Annotated in this window: 14 protein-coding genes and 1 pseudogene; 5 read left to right on the plus strand and 10 right to left on the minus strand. The window is 61.0% G+C overall.

Annotated elements, in window-relative coordinates; all coding sequences use genetic code 11:
* Nucleotides 1-185 precede the first annotated feature (185 nt).
* Nucleotides 186-902 carry a zinc-dependent peptidase gene (locus ABYO54_RS04465; protein ID WP_372807055.1) on the plus strand — a complete coding sequence of 239 codons (717 nt, stop codon included), beginning with the start codon at nucleotides 186-188 and terminating at the stop codon, nucleotides 900-902.
* Between the two features lie 124 nt (nucleotides 903-1,026).
* On the opposite strand, the gene ABYO54_RS04470 is transcribed toward ABYO54_RS04465, so the two are convergent.
* Nucleotides 1,027-2,523 (minus strand): SDR family oxidoreductase, encoded by a 1,497-nt coding sequence (locus tag ABYO54_RS04470; protein ID WP_372807042.1) that lies wholly within the window; start codon nucleotides 2,521-2,523, stop codon nucleotides 1,027-1,029.
* A gap of 208 nt (nucleotides 2,524-2,731) precedes the next feature.
* On the opposite strand from ABYO54_RS04470, the gene ABYO54_RS04475 reads away from it, so the two are divergent.
* Complete coding sequence (locus tag ABYO54_RS04475) at nucleotides 2,732-3,613, plus strand: DMT family transporter (protein ID WP_372807043.1); 882 nt, start codon at nucleotides 2,732-2,734, stop codon at nucleotides 3,611-3,613.
* Here the strand turns inward: ABYO54_RS04475 and tsaB are convergent.
* The 6 genes and pseudogenes from tsaB to ABYO54_RS04505 all read right to left on the minus strand — a co-directional run.
* Entirely contained in the window at nucleotides 3,588-4,220 is a 633-nt protein-coding gene (gene tsaB, locus ABYO54_RS04480) for a tRNA (adenosine(37)-N6)-threonylcarbamoyltransferase complex dimerization subunit type 1 TsaB (protein ID WP_372807044.1), read from the minus strand. The genes ABYO54_RS04475 and tsaB overlap by 26 nt on opposite strands.
* Nucleotides 4,217-4,645: a tRNA (adenosine(37)-N6)-threonylcarbamoyltransferase complex ATPase subunit type 1 TsaE gene (tsaE, locus tag ABYO54_RS04485; RefSeq protein ID WP_372807045.1), complete on the minus strand. Its 429-nt coding sequence runs from the start codon at nucleotides 4,643-4,645 to the stop codon at nucleotides 4,217-4,219. The genes tsaB and tsaE overlap by 4 nt, the downstream gene beginning before the upstream one ends.
* Nucleotides 4,636-5,172 carry a D-glycero-alpha-D-manno-heptose-1,7-bisphosphate 7-phosphatase gene (locus tag ABYO54_RS04490; protein WP_372807046.1) on the minus strand — a complete coding sequence of 179 codons (537 nt, stop codon included), beginning with the start codon at nucleotides 5,170-5,172 and terminating at the stop codon, nucleotides 4,636-4,638. The genes tsaE and ABYO54_RS04490 overlap by 10 nt, the downstream gene beginning before the upstream one ends.
* A 71-nt stretch (nucleotides 5,173-5,243) precedes the next feature.
* A complete protein-coding gene (locus ABYO54_RS04495; RefSeq protein ID WP_372807047.1) occupies nucleotides 5,244-5,735 on the minus strand; it encodes a GtrA family protein in 492 nt (163 codons plus the stop codon).
* Between the two features lie 575 nt (nucleotides 5,736-6,310).
* The gene (gene fucU / locus ABYO54_RS04500) at nucleotides 6,311-6,745 is read right to left on the minus strand and encodes an L-fucose mutarotase (RefSeq protein WP_372807048.1); all 435 of its coding nucleotides are present in this window, start codon (nucleotides 6,743-6,745) and stop codon (nucleotides 6,311-6,313) included.
* A gap of 1,491 nt (nucleotides 6,746-8,236) precedes the next feature.
* Nucleotides 8,237-8,752 (minus strand): annotated as a pseudogene (locus ABYO54_RS04505) (MFS transporter); the annotation flags it as partial.
* A gap of 315 nt (nucleotides 8,753-9,067) precedes the next feature.
* Here ABYO54_RS04505 and ABYO54_RS04510 point away from each other — a divergent pair.
* Entirely contained in the window at nucleotides 9,068-9,799 is a 732-nt protein-coding gene (locus ABYO54_RS04510) for a TlyA family RNA methyltransferase (RefSeq protein WP_372807049.1), read from the plus strand.
* Between the two features lie 59 nt (nucleotides 9,800-9,858).
* On the plus strand, nucleotides 9,859-10,530 hold the full coding sequence (locus ABYO54_RS04515) for a GDSL-type esterase/lipase family protein (protein ID WP_372807050.1): 672 nt from the start codon (nucleotides 9,859-9,861) through the stop codon (nucleotides 10,528-10,530).
* Nucleotides 10,531-10,569: 39 nt separating this feature from the next.
* Here ABYO54_RS04515 and ABYO54_RS04520 read toward each other — a convergent pair whose 3' ends face one another.
* A complete protein-coding gene (locus ABYO54_RS04520) occupies nucleotides 10,570-10,983 on the minus strand; it encodes a hypothetical protein (RefSeq protein WP_372807051.1) in 414 nt (137 codons plus the stop codon).
* Between the two features lie 50 nt (nucleotides 10,984-11,033).
* On the opposite strand from ABYO54_RS04520, the gene ABYO54_RS04525 reads away from it, so the two are divergent.
* Nucleotides 11,034-12,620 carry a glycine--tRNA ligase gene (locus ABYO54_RS04525; RefSeq protein ID WP_372807052.1) on the plus strand — a complete coding sequence of 529 codons (1,587 nt, stop codon included), beginning with the start codon at nucleotides 11,034-11,036 and terminating at the stop codon, nucleotides 12,618-12,620.
* 70 nt (nucleotides 12,621-12,690) lie between these two features.
* On the opposite strand, the gene ABYO54_RS04530 is transcribed toward ABYO54_RS04525, so the two are convergent.
* A complete protein-coding gene (locus tag ABYO54_RS04530; RefSeq protein ID WP_372807053.1) occupies nucleotides 12,691-13,941 on the minus strand; it encodes a 2-oxo acid dehydrogenase subunit E2 in 1,251 nt (416 codons plus the stop codon).
* Between the two features lie 4 nt (nucleotides 13,942-13,945).
* On the minus strand, nucleotides 13,946-15,930 hold a 1,985-nt coding region (gene aceE / locus ABYO54_RS04535; protein ID WP_372807054.1), incomplete at its 5' end, for a pyruvate dehydrogenase (acetyl-transferring), homodimeric type.

Here is a 15,930-nt window from a genome sequence, read left to right on the forward strand (position 1 = left end):
AAACTCGTAAAAAGGGAAATCATCGGGCAGACAGACTCGTGTTGCCACCTGCTTGAACCGAAGAACGTTTTGACCGCGACGCTCATGGCAATCGCGCTCGGCCAGGTGACTCCCGCGTGAACTCGATAATCGCCATCACCGCCCTGACTTTGGCCGGCATCGCCATCGCTTTTGCCATTCGTCGGATGCGATTGCGAAGACGGGAAAAACTATACTCAACCCCACCGCCGGACACTTGGCGTCCGATCCTCGAAAAAAGCTTGCCGATGATTGGAAAGCTGTCGGCGGAACAGTGGACGCAGCTCGCCGGCTACATGCAGGTATTCCTGGCGGAGAAACACTTCGAAGGGTGCGGCGGGCTGGAACTCACGGAAGCGATGAAGGTCACGGTCGCGGCGCAGGCGTGCCTGCTGCTGATCGGCAGAAGCAGTCCGGTTTATCCGAAACTGAAGAGCATCCTGCTTTATCCGCACACCTACACCGACGGCGAGCAGGCGCGACTCGGCGAATCGTGGAATACGGGCGTGGTGGTCCTTTCGTGGAACAGCGTTGCGGGAGGCGCGCGCAACTTCGAAGACGGGCACAACGTGACCTTCCACGAGTTTGCGCACCAGCTCGATCAGGAGGACGGCGCGGCCGACGGGATTCCCATTTTGCAGGAACGCTCGGCCTATTCGACTTGGGCGAAGGTTTTCCGCGAGGAATACGCCGAACTCGTCGACAAAACCCAACACGGCCGGAAGGACACGATGGACCGCTACGGCGCCACCAACCCGGCGGAGTTTTTCGCGGTCGCCACCGAAACGTTTTTTGAAAAGCCGAAGCAGTTGCAAGAAAAGCATCCGGCGCTTTACGAAGAGCTGAAGGAGTATTACCGGGTGGACCCGGTCCAATGGAGCTAGAAGCCCCAAGGTCTATCCGCGCGGGGTCGGCGTCTGGCCGGCGCTCTTTGTTCCGGGTTGTCCCTACTTTTTTTCCGTCCGGCGCAACGCCGGCAATGCTCGCGTTTGTGAGCCATGGAGGAAGCTAATCGCTGCGCCGTTCGATCTGTTTGATGAGATCGGAAAAGATGAAGTGGTGGAACGGCAGGAACAGATACCAATAGGCCCGGCCCCACAGGCCCTTGGTTTTGTAGTAGGCATTGACCGACAACCGGTTCTTTTCGCCCGCAACCGGATCGACGCGGAACTCGAGCCAGGCGTAGCCCGGCACCTTCATCTCGGCGCGCAGCAGGAGTTGCCGATGGTAGCGGATCTCCTCGACGCGCCAGAAATCGACCACGTCGTTGACCCGCAGGCCGGAGGAGCTGCGCCGCCCGCGGGTGGTGCCGACACCGCGCAGCAGGCGGTCGATGGCGCCGCGGATACGCCACAGGAAGGTGCTGTGGAACCAGCCGTTGCGGCCGCCGATGTGGGTGATCGACCGGAACAACGCATCGGCGGTCTTGGAGGTCACCAGCGAATAGGAGCTGGTGTAGGTCGGCGGGCCGTCGATCTCGCTCAGCTTGATGGCCAGTTCATAGTCCGGGGGATAGCTGTCGGACCAACGTGTTGAAACGGCATCCTGCTCTTCGCGCGAGAGGGCCATCACCAGCGCCTCCTTGCAGGAGATGCGCCGAAAGGGAATCAGCTCGAGAATATCGTTTTCGGTGCAGACGACGTCGTGGATCACGCTTTCCATCAGGCACCAGGTGATGGCGGCGGGCACCGGGGTGAGCAGGCTCGTGATATACGAATAAAAGCCGATGTTTGAAACGGGCGAAGGCCAGAAGATCCGTTTCTTGCCGAGGATCTCGGCGTGCAGCTTGAGCATTTCCTCGTAGGTATGGACATCCGAGCCGCCGATATCGAACGAGCGGCCCGCCGATTCGGGCAGTTCCAGCACGCCGACGAGCGACTTGATCACGTCGCGCAGGCCGATCGGTTGGCAGCGGGTTTTGGCCCACCCGGGCACGAGAAAGAGCGGGATCCGGCGGACGAGGTGGTTGATCATTTCGTAGGAGGCGCTACCCGAGCCAATGATGATCGCCGCGCGCAGGATCGTGACGGGGACCGCTCCCTTGCGGAATTCTTCCGCCACTTGCGCACGGCTGGAAAGGTGGTGCGAGAGCGTCGTGCGCGCGTCGCCCAGACCGCCGAGATAGATGATGCGCTTCACGCCCCGCGCTTCGGCGGCGGTGCGGAAATTGCGCGCGGCGCGGATGTCGGTATCTTCGAAGCGGTGCAACCCGATCAACATCGAGTGGATCAGGTAGTAGGCCGTATCGACGCCTTCGAGGGCGGCGAGCACCTCCTCCTCGATCAAGGCATCGGCCACCGCGACCTCGGCTTCGGGCCAGCGTTCGGCGTGTTCGGGCGATTCCGCGCGCACCATCACGCGGACGCGGTAGCCGCGACCGATCAATTCCGGCACCAACCGTCCCCCGATGTAGCCCGTGGCCCCGGCCACCAGCACCGTGCCCATCGCCGGCTGGAACCGGGTCGGCAGTTCGCCGCACACCAACGCTTTAGACTCTTCAACCATCCTGATCTCCGATCGGCCAACGATTCTATCCATTGAACAAGAAAGCGCAAGCACCGCAAAACACCGAACTTTTTTACGGGTTTCGATTGTTTTAATAGCGTCAAAGACAGCTGGACACGCAAACCCGGAGTTTGAGACCGTCTGTCCCTTCATGAACAAAAGCGCAACACAAACATCCCCGCCGGCAGGAGCCCTCCGAAACAATCTGATGGCGATTTTCGCCTGCCTGCTGTGGTCGTCCGCGTTTGTTGCCGGGAAGAAAGCCCTCGAGCACCAAACCCCGCTAAACCTGGCGGGCACGCGCTTCGTGCTGGCCGGCCTGCTTCAGATTCCGCTGTGCGGCAGCTTGATGGCCCCGTTCCGCCTGCTCCGAAAAGAGTTCGCGACGGTGCTACTGGTCAGCCTCTTCCACACGATCTACCTCTATGCCACCTTTTTCATTGGCCTCAGCTGGGTGCGCGGGGCCGAGGGCGCCATCATGATCGGGGTCGGGCCCCTGGCCTCGGCGCTGATGGCGCACCTGCTGATGCGGGACGACAAAATGAAACGCCAGACCATGACGGGCATTGGGCTGGGCATGTCCGGCGTCATTCTGATCAGCCTCGCCACGAAACCCTGGAACCCGGTTGGTCTAAAGGAATTTTTCGGGCTCATGCTGTTGCTTAGCGGCGGGTTTGTTTCCGCCATCGGAAACGTTGTGGTGGCCAAGCGCAAGGGCGGCCTGCATCCGGTTGCCCTCAACAGCGCACAGATGCTGCTTGGCGGCGTGGTGCTGTTGCTGATCGCCCGGCCCTTCGAAGGCGCACCGAAACTGGCCTTGCCGGCCAGCTATTACGGCACCCTGCTGTGGCTCGCAGCCATTTCGGCCACGGCCTTTGCCATCTGGTTCCACCTGCTGAGCAAGATCAAGGTTTCGAAACTCAACCTTTGGAAGTTCATCATGCCGCTCGGCGGCGCAATCCTCAGCTGGATCTTTCTCCCCGGCGAATCGCCGACCCTCACCAGCCTGATCGGCATGGCGCTCATCGTTTCCGGCATCGTGGTCGGGCAGCTCGACCGAAAACCTACGCCGGGAAACGCGGGGCGATGAAGACGGGCGGGTGCATGTAGAGCGGTTCGAACGGCTCGGATTCGATTCCGGCGTCGAGGCGTTGCGCAATCAATTCCGCCAGCTTGCCGGCGGTTGGGTAGACGGGTTTGTCCAGCCCGTTGAAACCGGACATCAGCTCGGCAAGGCGGTCCCGGTCCGGGCTGACCACCAAGGCGTCATCCGGCACAAGATCCTTCAGCGCGTCGATCTCCAGCAGTTCGAATTCCTGCACCAAGTCCGTTCCGGCAAAGACGCCGGCCCAGACCTTGTTGCGGCGGGCATCGCCCACCACCACGGTTTTATCCGCGCCGCATTGCGCGGCCAGCGCGGCGCCACTGTTGAGGGCATATACGGCTTTGTTCGCCGGGGCGGCCAACGAGTTGATTACGGAGAATCCGATCCGCATGCCGGAAAAGGCGCCGGGACCGCGACCGACCGCAAAGAGATCCACGCCGTCCCAATCGATTTCCATCGCGGCCAAGGCATCGAAAAGTTGCTGGCGGTTCTTGAAGTTTTCTTCCCAGCTTTTCTCGGCGACGATCCTGCCGTCCTCGAGCAAGGCCATGCTTCCAAAACGGGAACTGAGTTCGATGGCAAAAATTTTCACGCTTCATTCTCCCTGAAGATGCGGAACGTACGCGTTCCGGAGTGGGCATCGGCCTTGATTTCAACATGCAACAGATCCGGCGGCAGCAGGCCTTCCGCGCGCTCCGCCCATTCGATGGCGGTAATGCCGTCGACATCGAAATATTCCTCCAGCCCTAGGCCGAGGGCCTCTTCCGGACCCGACAGGCGATAGAGGTCGATGTGGTGCAACGGCAAGCGGCCTTCGTATTCGCCGATCAAGGTATAGGTTGGGCTGGTGATGGGTTCGTCGATCCCCAGCGCCGCGGCAAAGCCTTGAATAAAGCAGGTCTTCCCGGCGCCAAGGTCGCCGTGGAGCGCGATGACGGTCCCGGCGCCGAGTTCGCCGGCCAACTCCGCGGCCAGCTCCCAGGTTTCATCGGGACTGTTGGTTTCGACTATCCGCATGGGTCCAACTCCTTTTCCAAAATCGCGGCCACCTCGTCCATGCTCTCGACTTGGAATTCGGCCTTGGTTTCTTCGCCGGATGGGCACACCCGGATGGTCCTGCACCCGGCGGCCGCCCCGGCCGCTACATCCTTTTCGCTGTCGCCGATCATCCACGATCGCGACAAATCCAGTCCATGCTTCTGCGCCGCATCGAGCAGCATCCCCGGCTTGGGCTTTCGGCACGCGCAATCCTCGGCCGCCAGATGGGTGCATTGGAAAATGTCCAGCACATCGACGCCATGGCTGCGCAATTGCGCACGCATGTTGCCGTGGATCGTGTCCAGCCCCTCTTTAGAATAAAGCCCCTTCGCGACGCCCTGCTGGTTGGTGACGATGACCGCCGGATAGCCCTTGGCCGACACCGCCTTGAGGGCGGCGACAAATCCGGGTTGCAGGTGGAAATCCTCCCAGCGCTCGACATAGCCCGGCCCCGGCGATTCATTCACGATGCCGTCCCGGTCGAAAAATATGCATGGTTTGCTCATAAGACGGCGCAATCTACAATCCCGCCCCCGGCTTTGAAAGCCCGTTTTTCGCAGGATTCGCAAGTGCCGCATCACCCGTGGAAGATGAAGAACTTACGCCCGGCATAATTGATCATCGTCGCAAAAAACGCTTTGGCGACATAGGAGAAGGTCGTGGTCAGGCCGAATACGTTGATCAACAGCGCCCCGACCCCGGTGCCGATCGCGATACTGATGCCGGAGACCAGATAGAACAAGGCGAGTTCTTTCCATCGGGTATGCTTTCCCGCCTTGAAGACAAACAAGACATTCAAAACGTAGGCCGTCATGTTGGAAACCATGAACGCCAACGCGCTGCATATGACGAAATTAATGGTTCGCGCCGCATCGCTAACCGGTTCGACCTGCAGGTTGAGCAGGCGCACGAAAACATCGTCCTGCGTCAATGCCGGAAAGAAAAACCAGGCCACGATAAAAAAGGTGACGACATCCGCCGCGAAGGCAAACCCGCCGCAAAAAGCATACTTCAAGAATTGGATGCCGGGATGGTTCTTTTCAAACAGCATTTTTTTCAGGATTTCCATGTTTGCAACCTATCCGACTGGCAGTGCGTTAGCAAATTTCATCTCGAAGAATTCGCCCGAAACCCATTTTTTTATGGTCTATCCGGGAGTCAAATGGTAGCTTGTCCACAGAAGTTAAGGAAAGGAATGAAGCCCTACGTGGTACGCAACAATAGGCATCTCCTCTTACCCAATGCTAACTGAAAGGGAGCTTATGCTTCGGCCCGGTGCCTACATGCCCTTGAATAAGGGAGGGTTCTGGAATCCGGCTTGATTTGCGCCCACATCTATCACGCGGTGATAGAGGTTCGCCTAAATGACGGCCAACGCGGGGCTTCTTTTCCTTGCTTCGTTTCTATCCGATTCAGCCCCCCGCCCTTCGCTTAGCCCTCCTCCGCAACACGCCCCGGAACCGTCGATAACGAGCGTTTTCCAAGCGCAAATCGAGTCCGGCAAGGCCCCAAGCCTCGAACCCGCGCACCCTGTCGGGCCTGTAGAGGACTTTCACCTCCAAGCAGGTGCACCCTGCCGGGCGCACCAAAACAAAAGGCGCGACCGGAAACCGGTCACGCCTTGCGTGTCGCGCGTCGATGGAGTTAGCCCATCGGCGTCACGCCCTTTTTCAGGATGATGTTGCCGTATTTGGCCGTCGTCCCGGTAACGACGCAGGCGTAGGCCTTTTCGGCGCGGTCGTAGAACTCGAAACGGCCGATGCGCTTAACGGCCGGCGCATTCGGCGCGGCCTTCCGGATGGCGGTTAGGTAGTCGGTTTCCACCTGCGGATCCAGCTCGTCGCCTTCAACGGCGGCCATCATGATCAACGGATCATCATAGGCATCGAGTTCGAACAGCGGAATGATGCCTTCGAGCAGCGCCGGAATCTGCAGGCCGTCGCCGCGCAGCACATTCTTCGGACAGAAGGTGTGTCCCGGGAAGTGGGCATCGGACAATACGATTTCGTCGCCATGCCCCATTTCGGCGAGGATTTTCAAAAGGTCGGGGCTTACAATCGGATCGATTCCTTTAAGCATGGTTTTTCTCCTGTGTTGATTGGTTCAAAAGTCGAAGGTCGGGGCTTCCGACCTTCGACCGCGGTTTGGCCGCTACGCTTTGTCGACCTTGTGGTGGATGGTGAACGTGCGCCAGCCGTAGAGGGCGATGACCACGAAGCAGATCAGCGGCAGCACGAAGGAGGCGCGTACGCTGGCGAGTTCCATGAAGCCGAGGTCGATCGGCGGCAGGTCGATGATCCGGCCTTGCAGCGGCGTCATGATGCAGCCGCCGCCGATGGCGAGGATCAGGCCGGCGGAGCCGAGCTTGGCGTCGTCGCCGAGCCCGTCGAGGGCGATGCCGTAGATGGTCGGGAACATCAGCGACATGCAGGCGGAGACGCCGATCAGGCAGTAGAGCCCGGCGTAGCCTTCGACGAAGATCGTGCCCGTGGTCAGCGCGATGGCGCCGGCGGCGAGGATCGCGAGCAGTGCGCCGGAGCTGATGTAGTGCATCAGGAAGGTGCAGATGAAGCGGCTGGAAACGAAGATGACCATGGCCAGGATGTTGCAGTTCTGCGCGGTGGCCTTGGAGAGGCCGAGTTCCATCGATCCGTACTGCACGATGAAGGTCCAGCACATGATCTGCGCGCCGACGTAGAAGGTCTGCGCCACGACGCCTTCGATGTAGGTGGCGTTTTTGAAGAGGCGCTTGAGGGTGCCGCCGACATCCATGCCGCCCTGGTCGTCTTCGTGTTCGCCCTGGGTCTTGGCCGGCAGCTTCCAGGCGAAGAGGATGACCACGAGGATGAGGAACCCGCCCATCAGGGCGTACGGGGTGGAGACGATGCCGAGGTCGGCCTTCTGGATCGTGGAGAGCCCGGTTCCGGCGGTGGCGAAGTAGGCCTTCAGCCCGTCGGTCGGAATGGCGGACAGGGCGCCTTGGGCGGCGGCCAGCTCCTGCCGGACCGTGGTGGCGAGGGCGGCGGCCTTGGCGGCATCCAGCGCGGCGTCGGGCGCGAACATCGCGGCCAGCTCGGCGGCGGGGGCGACGGCCTGGCTAAAGTGGCGGTCGGCGGTGTTCCATTGGTCGGCGGCGGCCTTGGCGAGCAGCGGCTGCTCCTGGTTGAGGGCGAGCGTCAGCTCCAGTCCGCGGTCGCCGACGAAGAGTTCGTTGCGCTTGGCTTCGGCGGGGGTCGGGCGCGGCTTGGCCTTGACCTGCAGCACCACGGCCACCGCGTCGGCGGCGGCCTTGAACTTGTTGCCCTTGGGCTGGGCGGCCAGCGCTTCGCTCACCGAAGCCGCCTGCGCGCCGTTGGCGTTGTCGAGCAGGAAGGTGCCGGCCTTCAGCGCCGCCGAAAGCTCGCCCGCCTTTTTGTAGAGCTTCTTGCTCTCCTGCCAGTCCGCCGTGGCGGTCACTTCGACCAAGGCGTCGGCGGTGCCGATCTGCCCCTCGACTTCCTGCAGGTGGACCGGGGTTCCGGTTTCGGCCAGCGCCTTCATCTGGCGGCGGGCGGTCTCGCTGGTGCCATCGAGGCTGGCCAGAATGAACATGCTCGCCACGAACATGCCGACGATCGACCCCATCGGGTTGAACGCCTGGGCGAGGTTGAGGCGGCGGGTCGCCGTCGCTTCGTCGCCCATCGAAAGGATGTAGGGGTTGGCGGTCGTTTCCAGGAACGAGAGGCCGCTGGTCATGATCAGGTAGGAGAGCAGGAACAGCGGGTAGGACATCGCCAAACCGCTGGGGATGAACATCAGGCAGGCGAACGAGTAGAGCGCCAGGCCGAGCACCACGCCCTTCTTGTAGGAAAACTTCTTGATGAAGAGCGCCGCGGGAATCGCCATCAGCGCATAGCCGCCATAGAACGCCGCCTGCACCAGCGAGCTTTCGAAGTTCGAGAGCAGCAGAATGTTTTTAAAGGCCGCCACCATCGGGTTGGTGATGTCGTTGGCGAACCCCCACAGCGGGAACAAAATCGTCACCAACACGAACGTCAGGACCAGTTGCGGCGGAACCACCGGCGTTTTCTTCTTCGAATCACTCATTCACATTCTCCTTTGTTGCAATAGCTCTCAGTTATTTCCCTGTCCGGAGCCGGGATCCCCCCGCCGCTCCGCCTATTTTCATCGTTGCCGAAAAGCACCCCGGCGGCATATCAACCCAGCCCCAAGACTATCCATATGTATAATATGCAGTTCATAGGAATACATAGCCTTAGGCCGGACAGCAATTCTTATTCGCCGCGGAAGTTGCTTTTGGCGGGCAATCGCGGGCGGGATTTCCCCAATTGAAGCGCAGAGCCCTGCAATCGGCGCGGTTTTACATTGATTCTGCCGGACATGTGGTTTGTAAATAGCCGGATGCCGAAAACACGACTAGACCAACTCCTTGTGCAACGCGAACTGGCCGATAGCCGGGAGCAGGCCCAGCGCCTGATCCGGGCGGCCATGGTTTCCGTTGGCGAACAGCTCGCCACCAAACCGGGCCACCTCTTCCCGGACGATGCCGCCATCACGCTGAAGGCGAAGGAAAAATATGTCAGCCGCGGCGGGCTCAAGATCGAAGGGGCGCATGAACGGTTCGGGTTCGACCTCCAGGACGCGATCTGCCTCGACATCGGCTCGTCGACCGGGGGCTTTACCGATTTCATGCTCCAGCACGGTGCGGCCAAGGTCTATGCGGTCGATTGCGGCACCAACCAGCTGCACTACAAGCTGCGCGAGGATCCGCGCGTGGTCGTGATGGAAAACACCAACGCCCGCTACATCACCCGCGAGGACATCCCGGAATTGGCCGATTTTTGCAGCATCGACACCTCGTTCATCTCGCTCACCAAAATCCTTCCGCCGTTAAAGGGGCTGCTGAAACCGGGCGGACATATCGTGTCGCTCATCAAGCCCCAATTCGAGGCGGGCAAGGAGCAGGTCGGCAAAGGCGGCGTGGTCCGCGACCCCGCCATCCATGAGCAAGTCATCGAAAAAATCCGGAAATTCGGCACCGAGGAACTCGGTTTCGAATGGCTGGCGTGCTGCACCTCCCCGATTAAAGGGCCCGCCGGGAATGTCGAATTCCTCGCCTATTGGAAGGTCTGACGCCCGCCGGCAACCCTTCTCCCATGAATGGAAAAACCCAAACGAAAGCAGGAATTACCATGAACCACCGGACCTTTAACTCTCTGATTGCCGCGGCCACTCTTCTTTCCGCCGGCGCGGCGCTCGCCAACGCGCCGGCCGAAAAACCGGCGCAGCTCAAGATCGCCTGCGTTGGCGACAGCATCACCTTTGGTGCCCGAATCGAAAACCGCGAGGCCAATTGCTATCCCGCCCAACTCGGCGCGCTGATGGGGGAAAAGGCAACCGTCAAGAATTTCGGGGTCAGCGGAACGACCTTGCTGAAAAAGGGCAACAAACCGTATTGGAAGCGGCCGCAATACAAGGCGGCGCTCGAGTTCAATCCGGACATCGTCGTCATCAAATTGGGGACGAACGACACCAAGCCCGACAACTGGAAGCACAAATCGGAATATGTTCCCAACTATGTCGCGTTGATCGAAAGCTTTCGGAAGCTGCCGAGCAAGCCGGAGGTCTGGGTTTGCTACCCGGTTCCGGCATACCCCAACAAGGGGCCGATCTCCGGAACCGTGGTCAAAGAGGAGATTCTTCCCATGATCGACGAAATTGCCAAACAGACCGGCGTCAAGATCATCGACCTGCATACCCCCCTCGCCAATCAGCAAGCACTGTTTCCCGACTCGATTCATCCGAATGCCGCCGGCGCCAAAATCATTGCGGAAACCGTCAAAGCGGCCATTGCCGGGAAATAGGCTCAGAAGTTCCCGTCGGCCGGGTTATCCAAGGATCGCTTAACCGACGGGGATGTCCTCGTCGACCGGCTCTTCCTTTTGGTCCGTGGGGATGGAAACCGGAATCGCGGCGGAAGGCTCTTCGATTTTGGTTTCGGGTTCCGCCTGCTTGGCGGCCTCAAGCTGCACATCCAGCTCATCCGGGCGGAATCCGCCGATGGAGGCCGCGGCTGTCTCGGCCTCCGCCTCGGGGGTTTCCAGTTGCTGGTCCTCCCAATCGGGCCGGGTGGAGGGATGCTCGCCGACCATCCGCGTGTAGGGGCCGTGCAACCAAGGGGCGAACCGCTTGACGGTGGACGCCTTCACTTCCAGCCCGCCAAACAGCACGAACAGCTCGAAAATGCCGAGCAGGGAAAACAGGACAACGGTGACCGTGGAGACCGGAACGATTCGCTTGGGGTTGATTTCCTTCATGGCCGGCACTGTAGCCGAAGCCGGCCGGCATTTTACAGTCAAAAAAGGATATGGAATCCTTGACCACCCTATCGCCCTTCGGCATTCTCGCCCGTCTTATGAACGCAAACGACTACGAAGTAACAATGGACGCCCTTGTCAGCCTCTGCAAGCGGCGTGGTTTCATTTTCCAAACCTCCGAAATCTACGGGGGGATCAACGGCTTCTGGGACTACGGCCCGCTCGGCGTCGAGATGAAGCGCAACATCAAATCCTGCTGGTGGAAATCGATGACGCAGCTGCGCGAGGACATCGTTGGCCTCGACAGCTCGATCATCATGCACCCGAAGGTATGGGAAGCCTCCGGGCACGTCGGCAACTTCAAGGATCCGATGCTCGACTGCCGCGAAACCAAAGGCCGCTACCGTGCCGACCAGATCTTCGTGCTCAAGCACAAGACCGATGCCGAAGCGCTGATGTTCGCCTACCACGAAAATGCGCCGGCCCCCGCCGAAAAGAAAATCTCGAAAATCGCCAAGGGCGACGTTGCCGACTACGAAGAAGTCGCCCTGCTGGACATTCCGCTGGACGCGTACGGCAAGCTCGTTGGCCCCGACACCAACGAACCGGGCACGCTCACCGAGCCGCGCGCGTTCAACCTGATGTTCAAAACCTACGTCGGCCCCGTCGAGGAAAGCTCCAACATCACCTACCTCCGGCCGGAAACCGCACAGGGCATCGTCGCGCAGTTCGGCAACGTCTGCTCCACCGTCCGCAACAAGGTGCCGTTCGGCATCGCGCAGATCGGCAAGGCCTTCCGCAACGAGATCAACCCGCGCAACTACACCTTCCGTTCGCGCGAGTTCGAACAGATGGAACTCGAATTCTTCATCAAGCCCGGCACCGATGCCGAGCAGCACGAATACTGGGTGACCGAGCGCCTTAAGTGGTACGAAAAGGTCGGCCTGCCCGAAGGCCGCATGCACCGCGACATCCACGAAGGCGACGCCCTCGCCCACTACGCGAGCGCCTGCACCGACATCATGTACGACTTCCCGTTCGGCACGCAGGAGCTCGAAGGCATCGCCGCCCGCGGCAACTTCGACCTGACCCAGCACCAGAACACCGCCGGGAAAAAGCTCGAATACCACGATCCGGACACCAACGAAACCTACATCCCGCACGTCATCGAGCCCTCGGCCGGCGTCGACCGCATCGCGCTGGCGCTGCTCTGCGAAGCCTACCGCGAAGAGTGGATCAACAAGGAGACCGGCGAGATCATCACCGCCGAAGCCGGCGCCAAGCGCGCACCGGACGGCCACGAAGCCCGCACCGTGTTGCGCTTCGCGCCCTGCATCGCACCGTACAAGGTCGCGGTTCTGCCGCTCGTCAAGAACAAGGAGCCGCTGGTGGAGAAAGCCCGCGAGGTCTACGGCATGCTTTCCAAACGCTGGAAAACGTTCTACGACCAGACCGGGGCCGTCGGCCGCCGCTACCGCCGCCAGGACGAGATCGGCACCCCGCTTTGCGTGACCGTCGATTTCGAGACCATCGAGCAGGACAACTGCGTGACGGTTCGCGACCGCGACACCATGGAGCAGGTTCGCATGCCGATCGCCGAGCTGGAGAGCTACATCTCCAACATCGTCGACTTCTAGCGCTCACTGCCGAGCACCGAAAAAGCCCGTTGGAAAACGGGCTTTTTTCGTGCTTGGCCAGGGGAAGCCCCTAGCCTTCCAGCGCCAGGAGCAACGGCTCTTCGAGCGCCTCCACGATCCAGCGAATGAAGCGCGCGCCGTCGGCCCCGTCGATGATGCGGTGGTCGTAGGAGAGCGAAAGCGGCATCATCAGCTTGCCGTCTTGTTCCACGGCCCGGCCAACCCCGAGAATGGCGACCTCCGGCGAGTTGATGATGGGCGTGAAGAAGGTTCCGCCGATTCCGCCAAGGTTGCTGATGGTGAAGGTTCCGCCCTTCAAGTCGTCCAGCCCGATCTTGCCCTCGCGCGCCTTGGCGGCGATTTCGCCAAGATCCTTCGAAAGCGCGATCATGTTCTTTTGGTCGGCGGCGCGAATGACGGGGACCATCAGGCCCTTGTCGGTATCGACCGCAATTCCGATGTTGTAGAATTGCTTGTAGATAATCTCCGCGCTGTCCGGATCGATGCTGCAATTGAAGTTCGGGAAGACCTTGAGCGCGGAGGCCGCCACCTTCACCAGAATGGCCGTGATGGTGAGCTTGGCCCCTTCGGCCTCGGCTTTTTTGGCAAACCGTTTGCGAAGGTCATCCAGATGCGTGATGTCGGCCCAGTCCTGCTGGGTGACGTGCGGAATGGTCGTCCAGCAATGCGTCATATGCTGCAGGGTCGCCTTGCGGATGGCAGACATTTTTTCAACGCGGGTTGCGCCCTGCGCACTCGGGCGGTTGCCGCCGCCGCCTTCCATCGAGGATTTCGCAAAGCGCTTTACATCCTCCAGGCTGATGCGCCCCCCGTCGGTCGACGGGACGACCTGGTGGATGTCCACGCCCAGTTCGCGCGCCAAGCGGCGCACGTTGGGGGCGGCGGAAACCGCCTTTTTCGCGGCGGACGGGGCCGAAGCGGGCTTCGGGGCCACGGGCGCAGGCTTTTCGGCCGGCGCCGCAACCTCGGGCATCGGCGCCGCAACCTCGGGTTCAGCGGCGGCCGTTGCCGCAACTTCGGGCTTTTCCGCCGGGGCCTCCGGAGCGGGACTTGGCACCGCGGTTTCGGAATCGATACTGAAGGCAAGATCGCCGACCTTGACGGTGTCGCCATTGGCAATGTGCACGGCCGTAATCGCCCCGGTAACGGGAGAAGGGATTTCCATGCTGGCCTTGCCGGCCTCGAGCTCCAGAAGGGATTGCCCTTCGGTGACCATGTCGCCGACACTCACGAGCACGTTTACGACGTCGCCCGATTCGATGTTTTCGCCCAGCTCGGGCAACTTGAATTCAACAGCCATGGTTCTATTCTCCTACCGGATTGGGTTTGCCGGAATCGATGCCCAGCTTCTTCCGGGCCTTCTCCAGCTTCTTCGAGTCAAATTCACCGCGAGCCGCCAGCGAAGAGAGGACCGCCCACGCAATGGCATTGGCATCGACCTCGAAATGCTTCCGGAGCGCACGGCGCCCATCGGAGCGGCCGAAGCCGTCGGTTCCGAGCGAAACGATTCCGCCGGGCACCGCGGCCGACAGGGCGGCCGGCAACAGCTTCATGTAGTCGGATGCGGCGATTACCGGGCCCGTTTCATTTTCCAGGCATTCGGCGATGAAGGCTTTGGCGGGTTTTCCGTTGCGGATGGATTCGCGTTCGGCATCGAGCGCATCGTTGATCAGGTTTTTGTAGCTCGTGACCGACCAGAGGTTGGTTTCAACGCCATAGGTTTCTTTCAGCATGGTGGCCGCCAGGACCGCCTGCGGCAGGATGGCGCCGCTGCCGAGAATCTGGGCCTGGGCCTTTTCGGACGCCCGCAGTTTGTAGATGCCCTTGAGGATCCCCTCTTCGGCGCCTTCGGGCATGGGCGGCTGTTCGTAGTTGTCGTTCATCAGCGTGATGTAGAAGAAGACCTGTTCGTTCTCGACGTACATGCGTCGAATGCCGTCCTTGACGATGGCCGCCAGTTCGTAGGCATAGGCCGGGTCGTAGGCAACGAGGTTCGGGATGGTGAGCGCCAAGACGATGCCGTGGCCGTCCTGGTGCTGCAGCCCCTCGCCCGCCAGCGTCGTCCGCCCGGCCGTGGCCCCCATCAGGAAACCTTTGCAGCGCGAGTCGCCCGCCAACCAGGCGAGGTCGGCGATGCGCTGGAAGCCGAACATCGAATAGTAGGTGTAGAACGGGATGGTGTTGATGCCATGGTTGGCATAGGCGGTGCCCGCCGCAACGAACGACGAGAAGGCCCCGGCCTCGGTGATCCCTTCTTCGAGGATTTGGCCATCCTTGGCTTCCTTGTAGAAAAGCAGGTTGTCGGCATCGACCGGTTCGTAGAGCTGGCCGGTATGGGCATAGATGCCGACCTGCCGGAAGAGCGCATCCATGCCGAACGTGCGCGCTTCGTCCGGCACGATCGGATCCACCAGCTTGCCGATGTTTTTGTCGGACAGCAGCTTGGACAGGATGCGAACGAAGACCATCGTGGTGGAGACCGGGCGTTCGGTGCCGGCATCGAACTCCTGAAAAATCTTGTCGGCGGGCATTTCGAGGGGCGCGTAGTCGGTGCGGCGGCTGGGCACATGGCCCCCCAGTTCCTCTCGCCGTTTTTTAAGGTATTGCATTTCCGGACTGTTTTCGTCCGGGCGGAAGAACGGAACGCGGTCGATCTCCTCGTCGGAAATCGGAATGCCGAAACGGGTGCGGAATTCGCGCAGCGCATTTTCGCCGAGTTTCTTTTGCGAGTGGGTGATGTTCTGGCCTTCGCCCGCGCTGCCGAGCCCGTAGCCCTTGACCGTTTTCGCCAAAATGACCGTCGGCCGGCCTTTGGTTTCGAGGGCCTTCTTGTAGGCGGCATAAACCTTGGCCGGATCGTGTCCGCCGCGGCGCATGCGCTTGAGCTCGGAGTCGGACAGATGTTCGGCCAGCTTGAGCAGGCGCGGATCGGTGCCGAAGAAATGGTCTCGGACATATTCGGCATCCTCGACGGTGTATTTCTGGTACTGGCCATCGACCACCTCGCCCATGCGCTTGGCCAGCAGGCCTTCGTCGTCCTTCTCCAGCAACGGGTCCCAGCTGTCGCCCCACAACACCTTGATCACGTTCCAGCCCGCGCCGCGGAAGGAAGCCTCCAGCTCCTGGATGATTTTTCCGTTGCCGCGAACCGGGCCATCCAGCCGCTGCAGGTTGCAGTTGACGACAAACGTCAGGTTGTCGAGCTTTTCGCGCGCGGCGAGGTTGATGGCGCCGAGGGTTTCGGGTTCGTCGGTCTCGCCATCGCCGAGGAACGCCCAGATGTGCTGCC

Source organism: Pontiella sp. (assembly GCF_041622395.1).
Lineage (GTDB): Bacteria > Verrucomicrobiota > Kiritimatiellia > Kiritimatiellales > Pontiellaceae > Pontiella.

Coding starts and splice junctions, on each gene's coding strand:
- ABYO54_RS04465 (WP_372807055.1), top strand. CDS start 186: ATGCGATTGCGAAGACGGGAAAAACTATACTCAACCCCACCGCCGGAC.
- ABYO54_RS04495 (WP_372807047.1), bottom strand. CDS start 5,735: ATGGAAATCCTGAAAAAAATGCTGTTTGAAAAGAACCATCCCGGCATC.
- ABYO54_RS04525 (WP_372807052.1), top strand. CDS start 11,034: ATGGAATCCTTGACCACCCTATCGCCCTTCGGCATTCTCGCCCGTCTT.
- ABYO54_RS04510 (WP_372807049.1), top strand. CDS start 9,068: ATGCCGAAAACACGACTAGACCAACTCCTTGTGCAACGCGAACTGGCC.
- ABYO54_RS04520 (WP_372807051.1), bottom strand. CDS start 10,983: ATGAAGGAAATCAACCCCAAGCGAATCGTTCCGGTCTCCACGGTCACC.
- ABYO54_RS04470 (WP_372807042.1), bottom strand. CDS start 2,523: ATGGTTGAAGAGTCTAAAGCGTTGGTGTGCGGCGAACTGCCGACCCGG.
- ABYO54_RS04515 (WP_372807050.1), top strand. CDS start 9,859: ATGAACCACCGGACCTTTAACTCTCTGATTGCCGCGGCCACTCTTCTT.
- ABYO54_RS04475 (WP_372807043.1), top strand. CDS start 2,732: ATGGCGATTTTCGCCTGCCTGCTGTGGTCGTCCGCGTTTGTTGCCGGG.
- tsaE (WP_372807045.1), bottom strand. CDS start 4,645: ATGCGGATAGTCGAAACCAACAGTCCCGATGAAACCTGGGAGCTGGCC.
- ABYO54_RS04530 (WP_372807053.1), bottom strand. CDS start 13,941: ATGGCTGTTGAATTCAAGTTGCCCGAGCTGGGCGAAAACATCGAATCG.
- fucU (WP_372807048.1), bottom strand. CDS start 6,745: ATGCTTAAAGGAATCGATCCGATTGTAAGCCCCGACCTTTTGAAAATC.
- ABYO54_RS04490 (WP_372807046.1), bottom strand. CDS start 5,172: ATGAGCAAACCATGCATATTTTTCGACCGGGACGGCATCGTGAATGAA.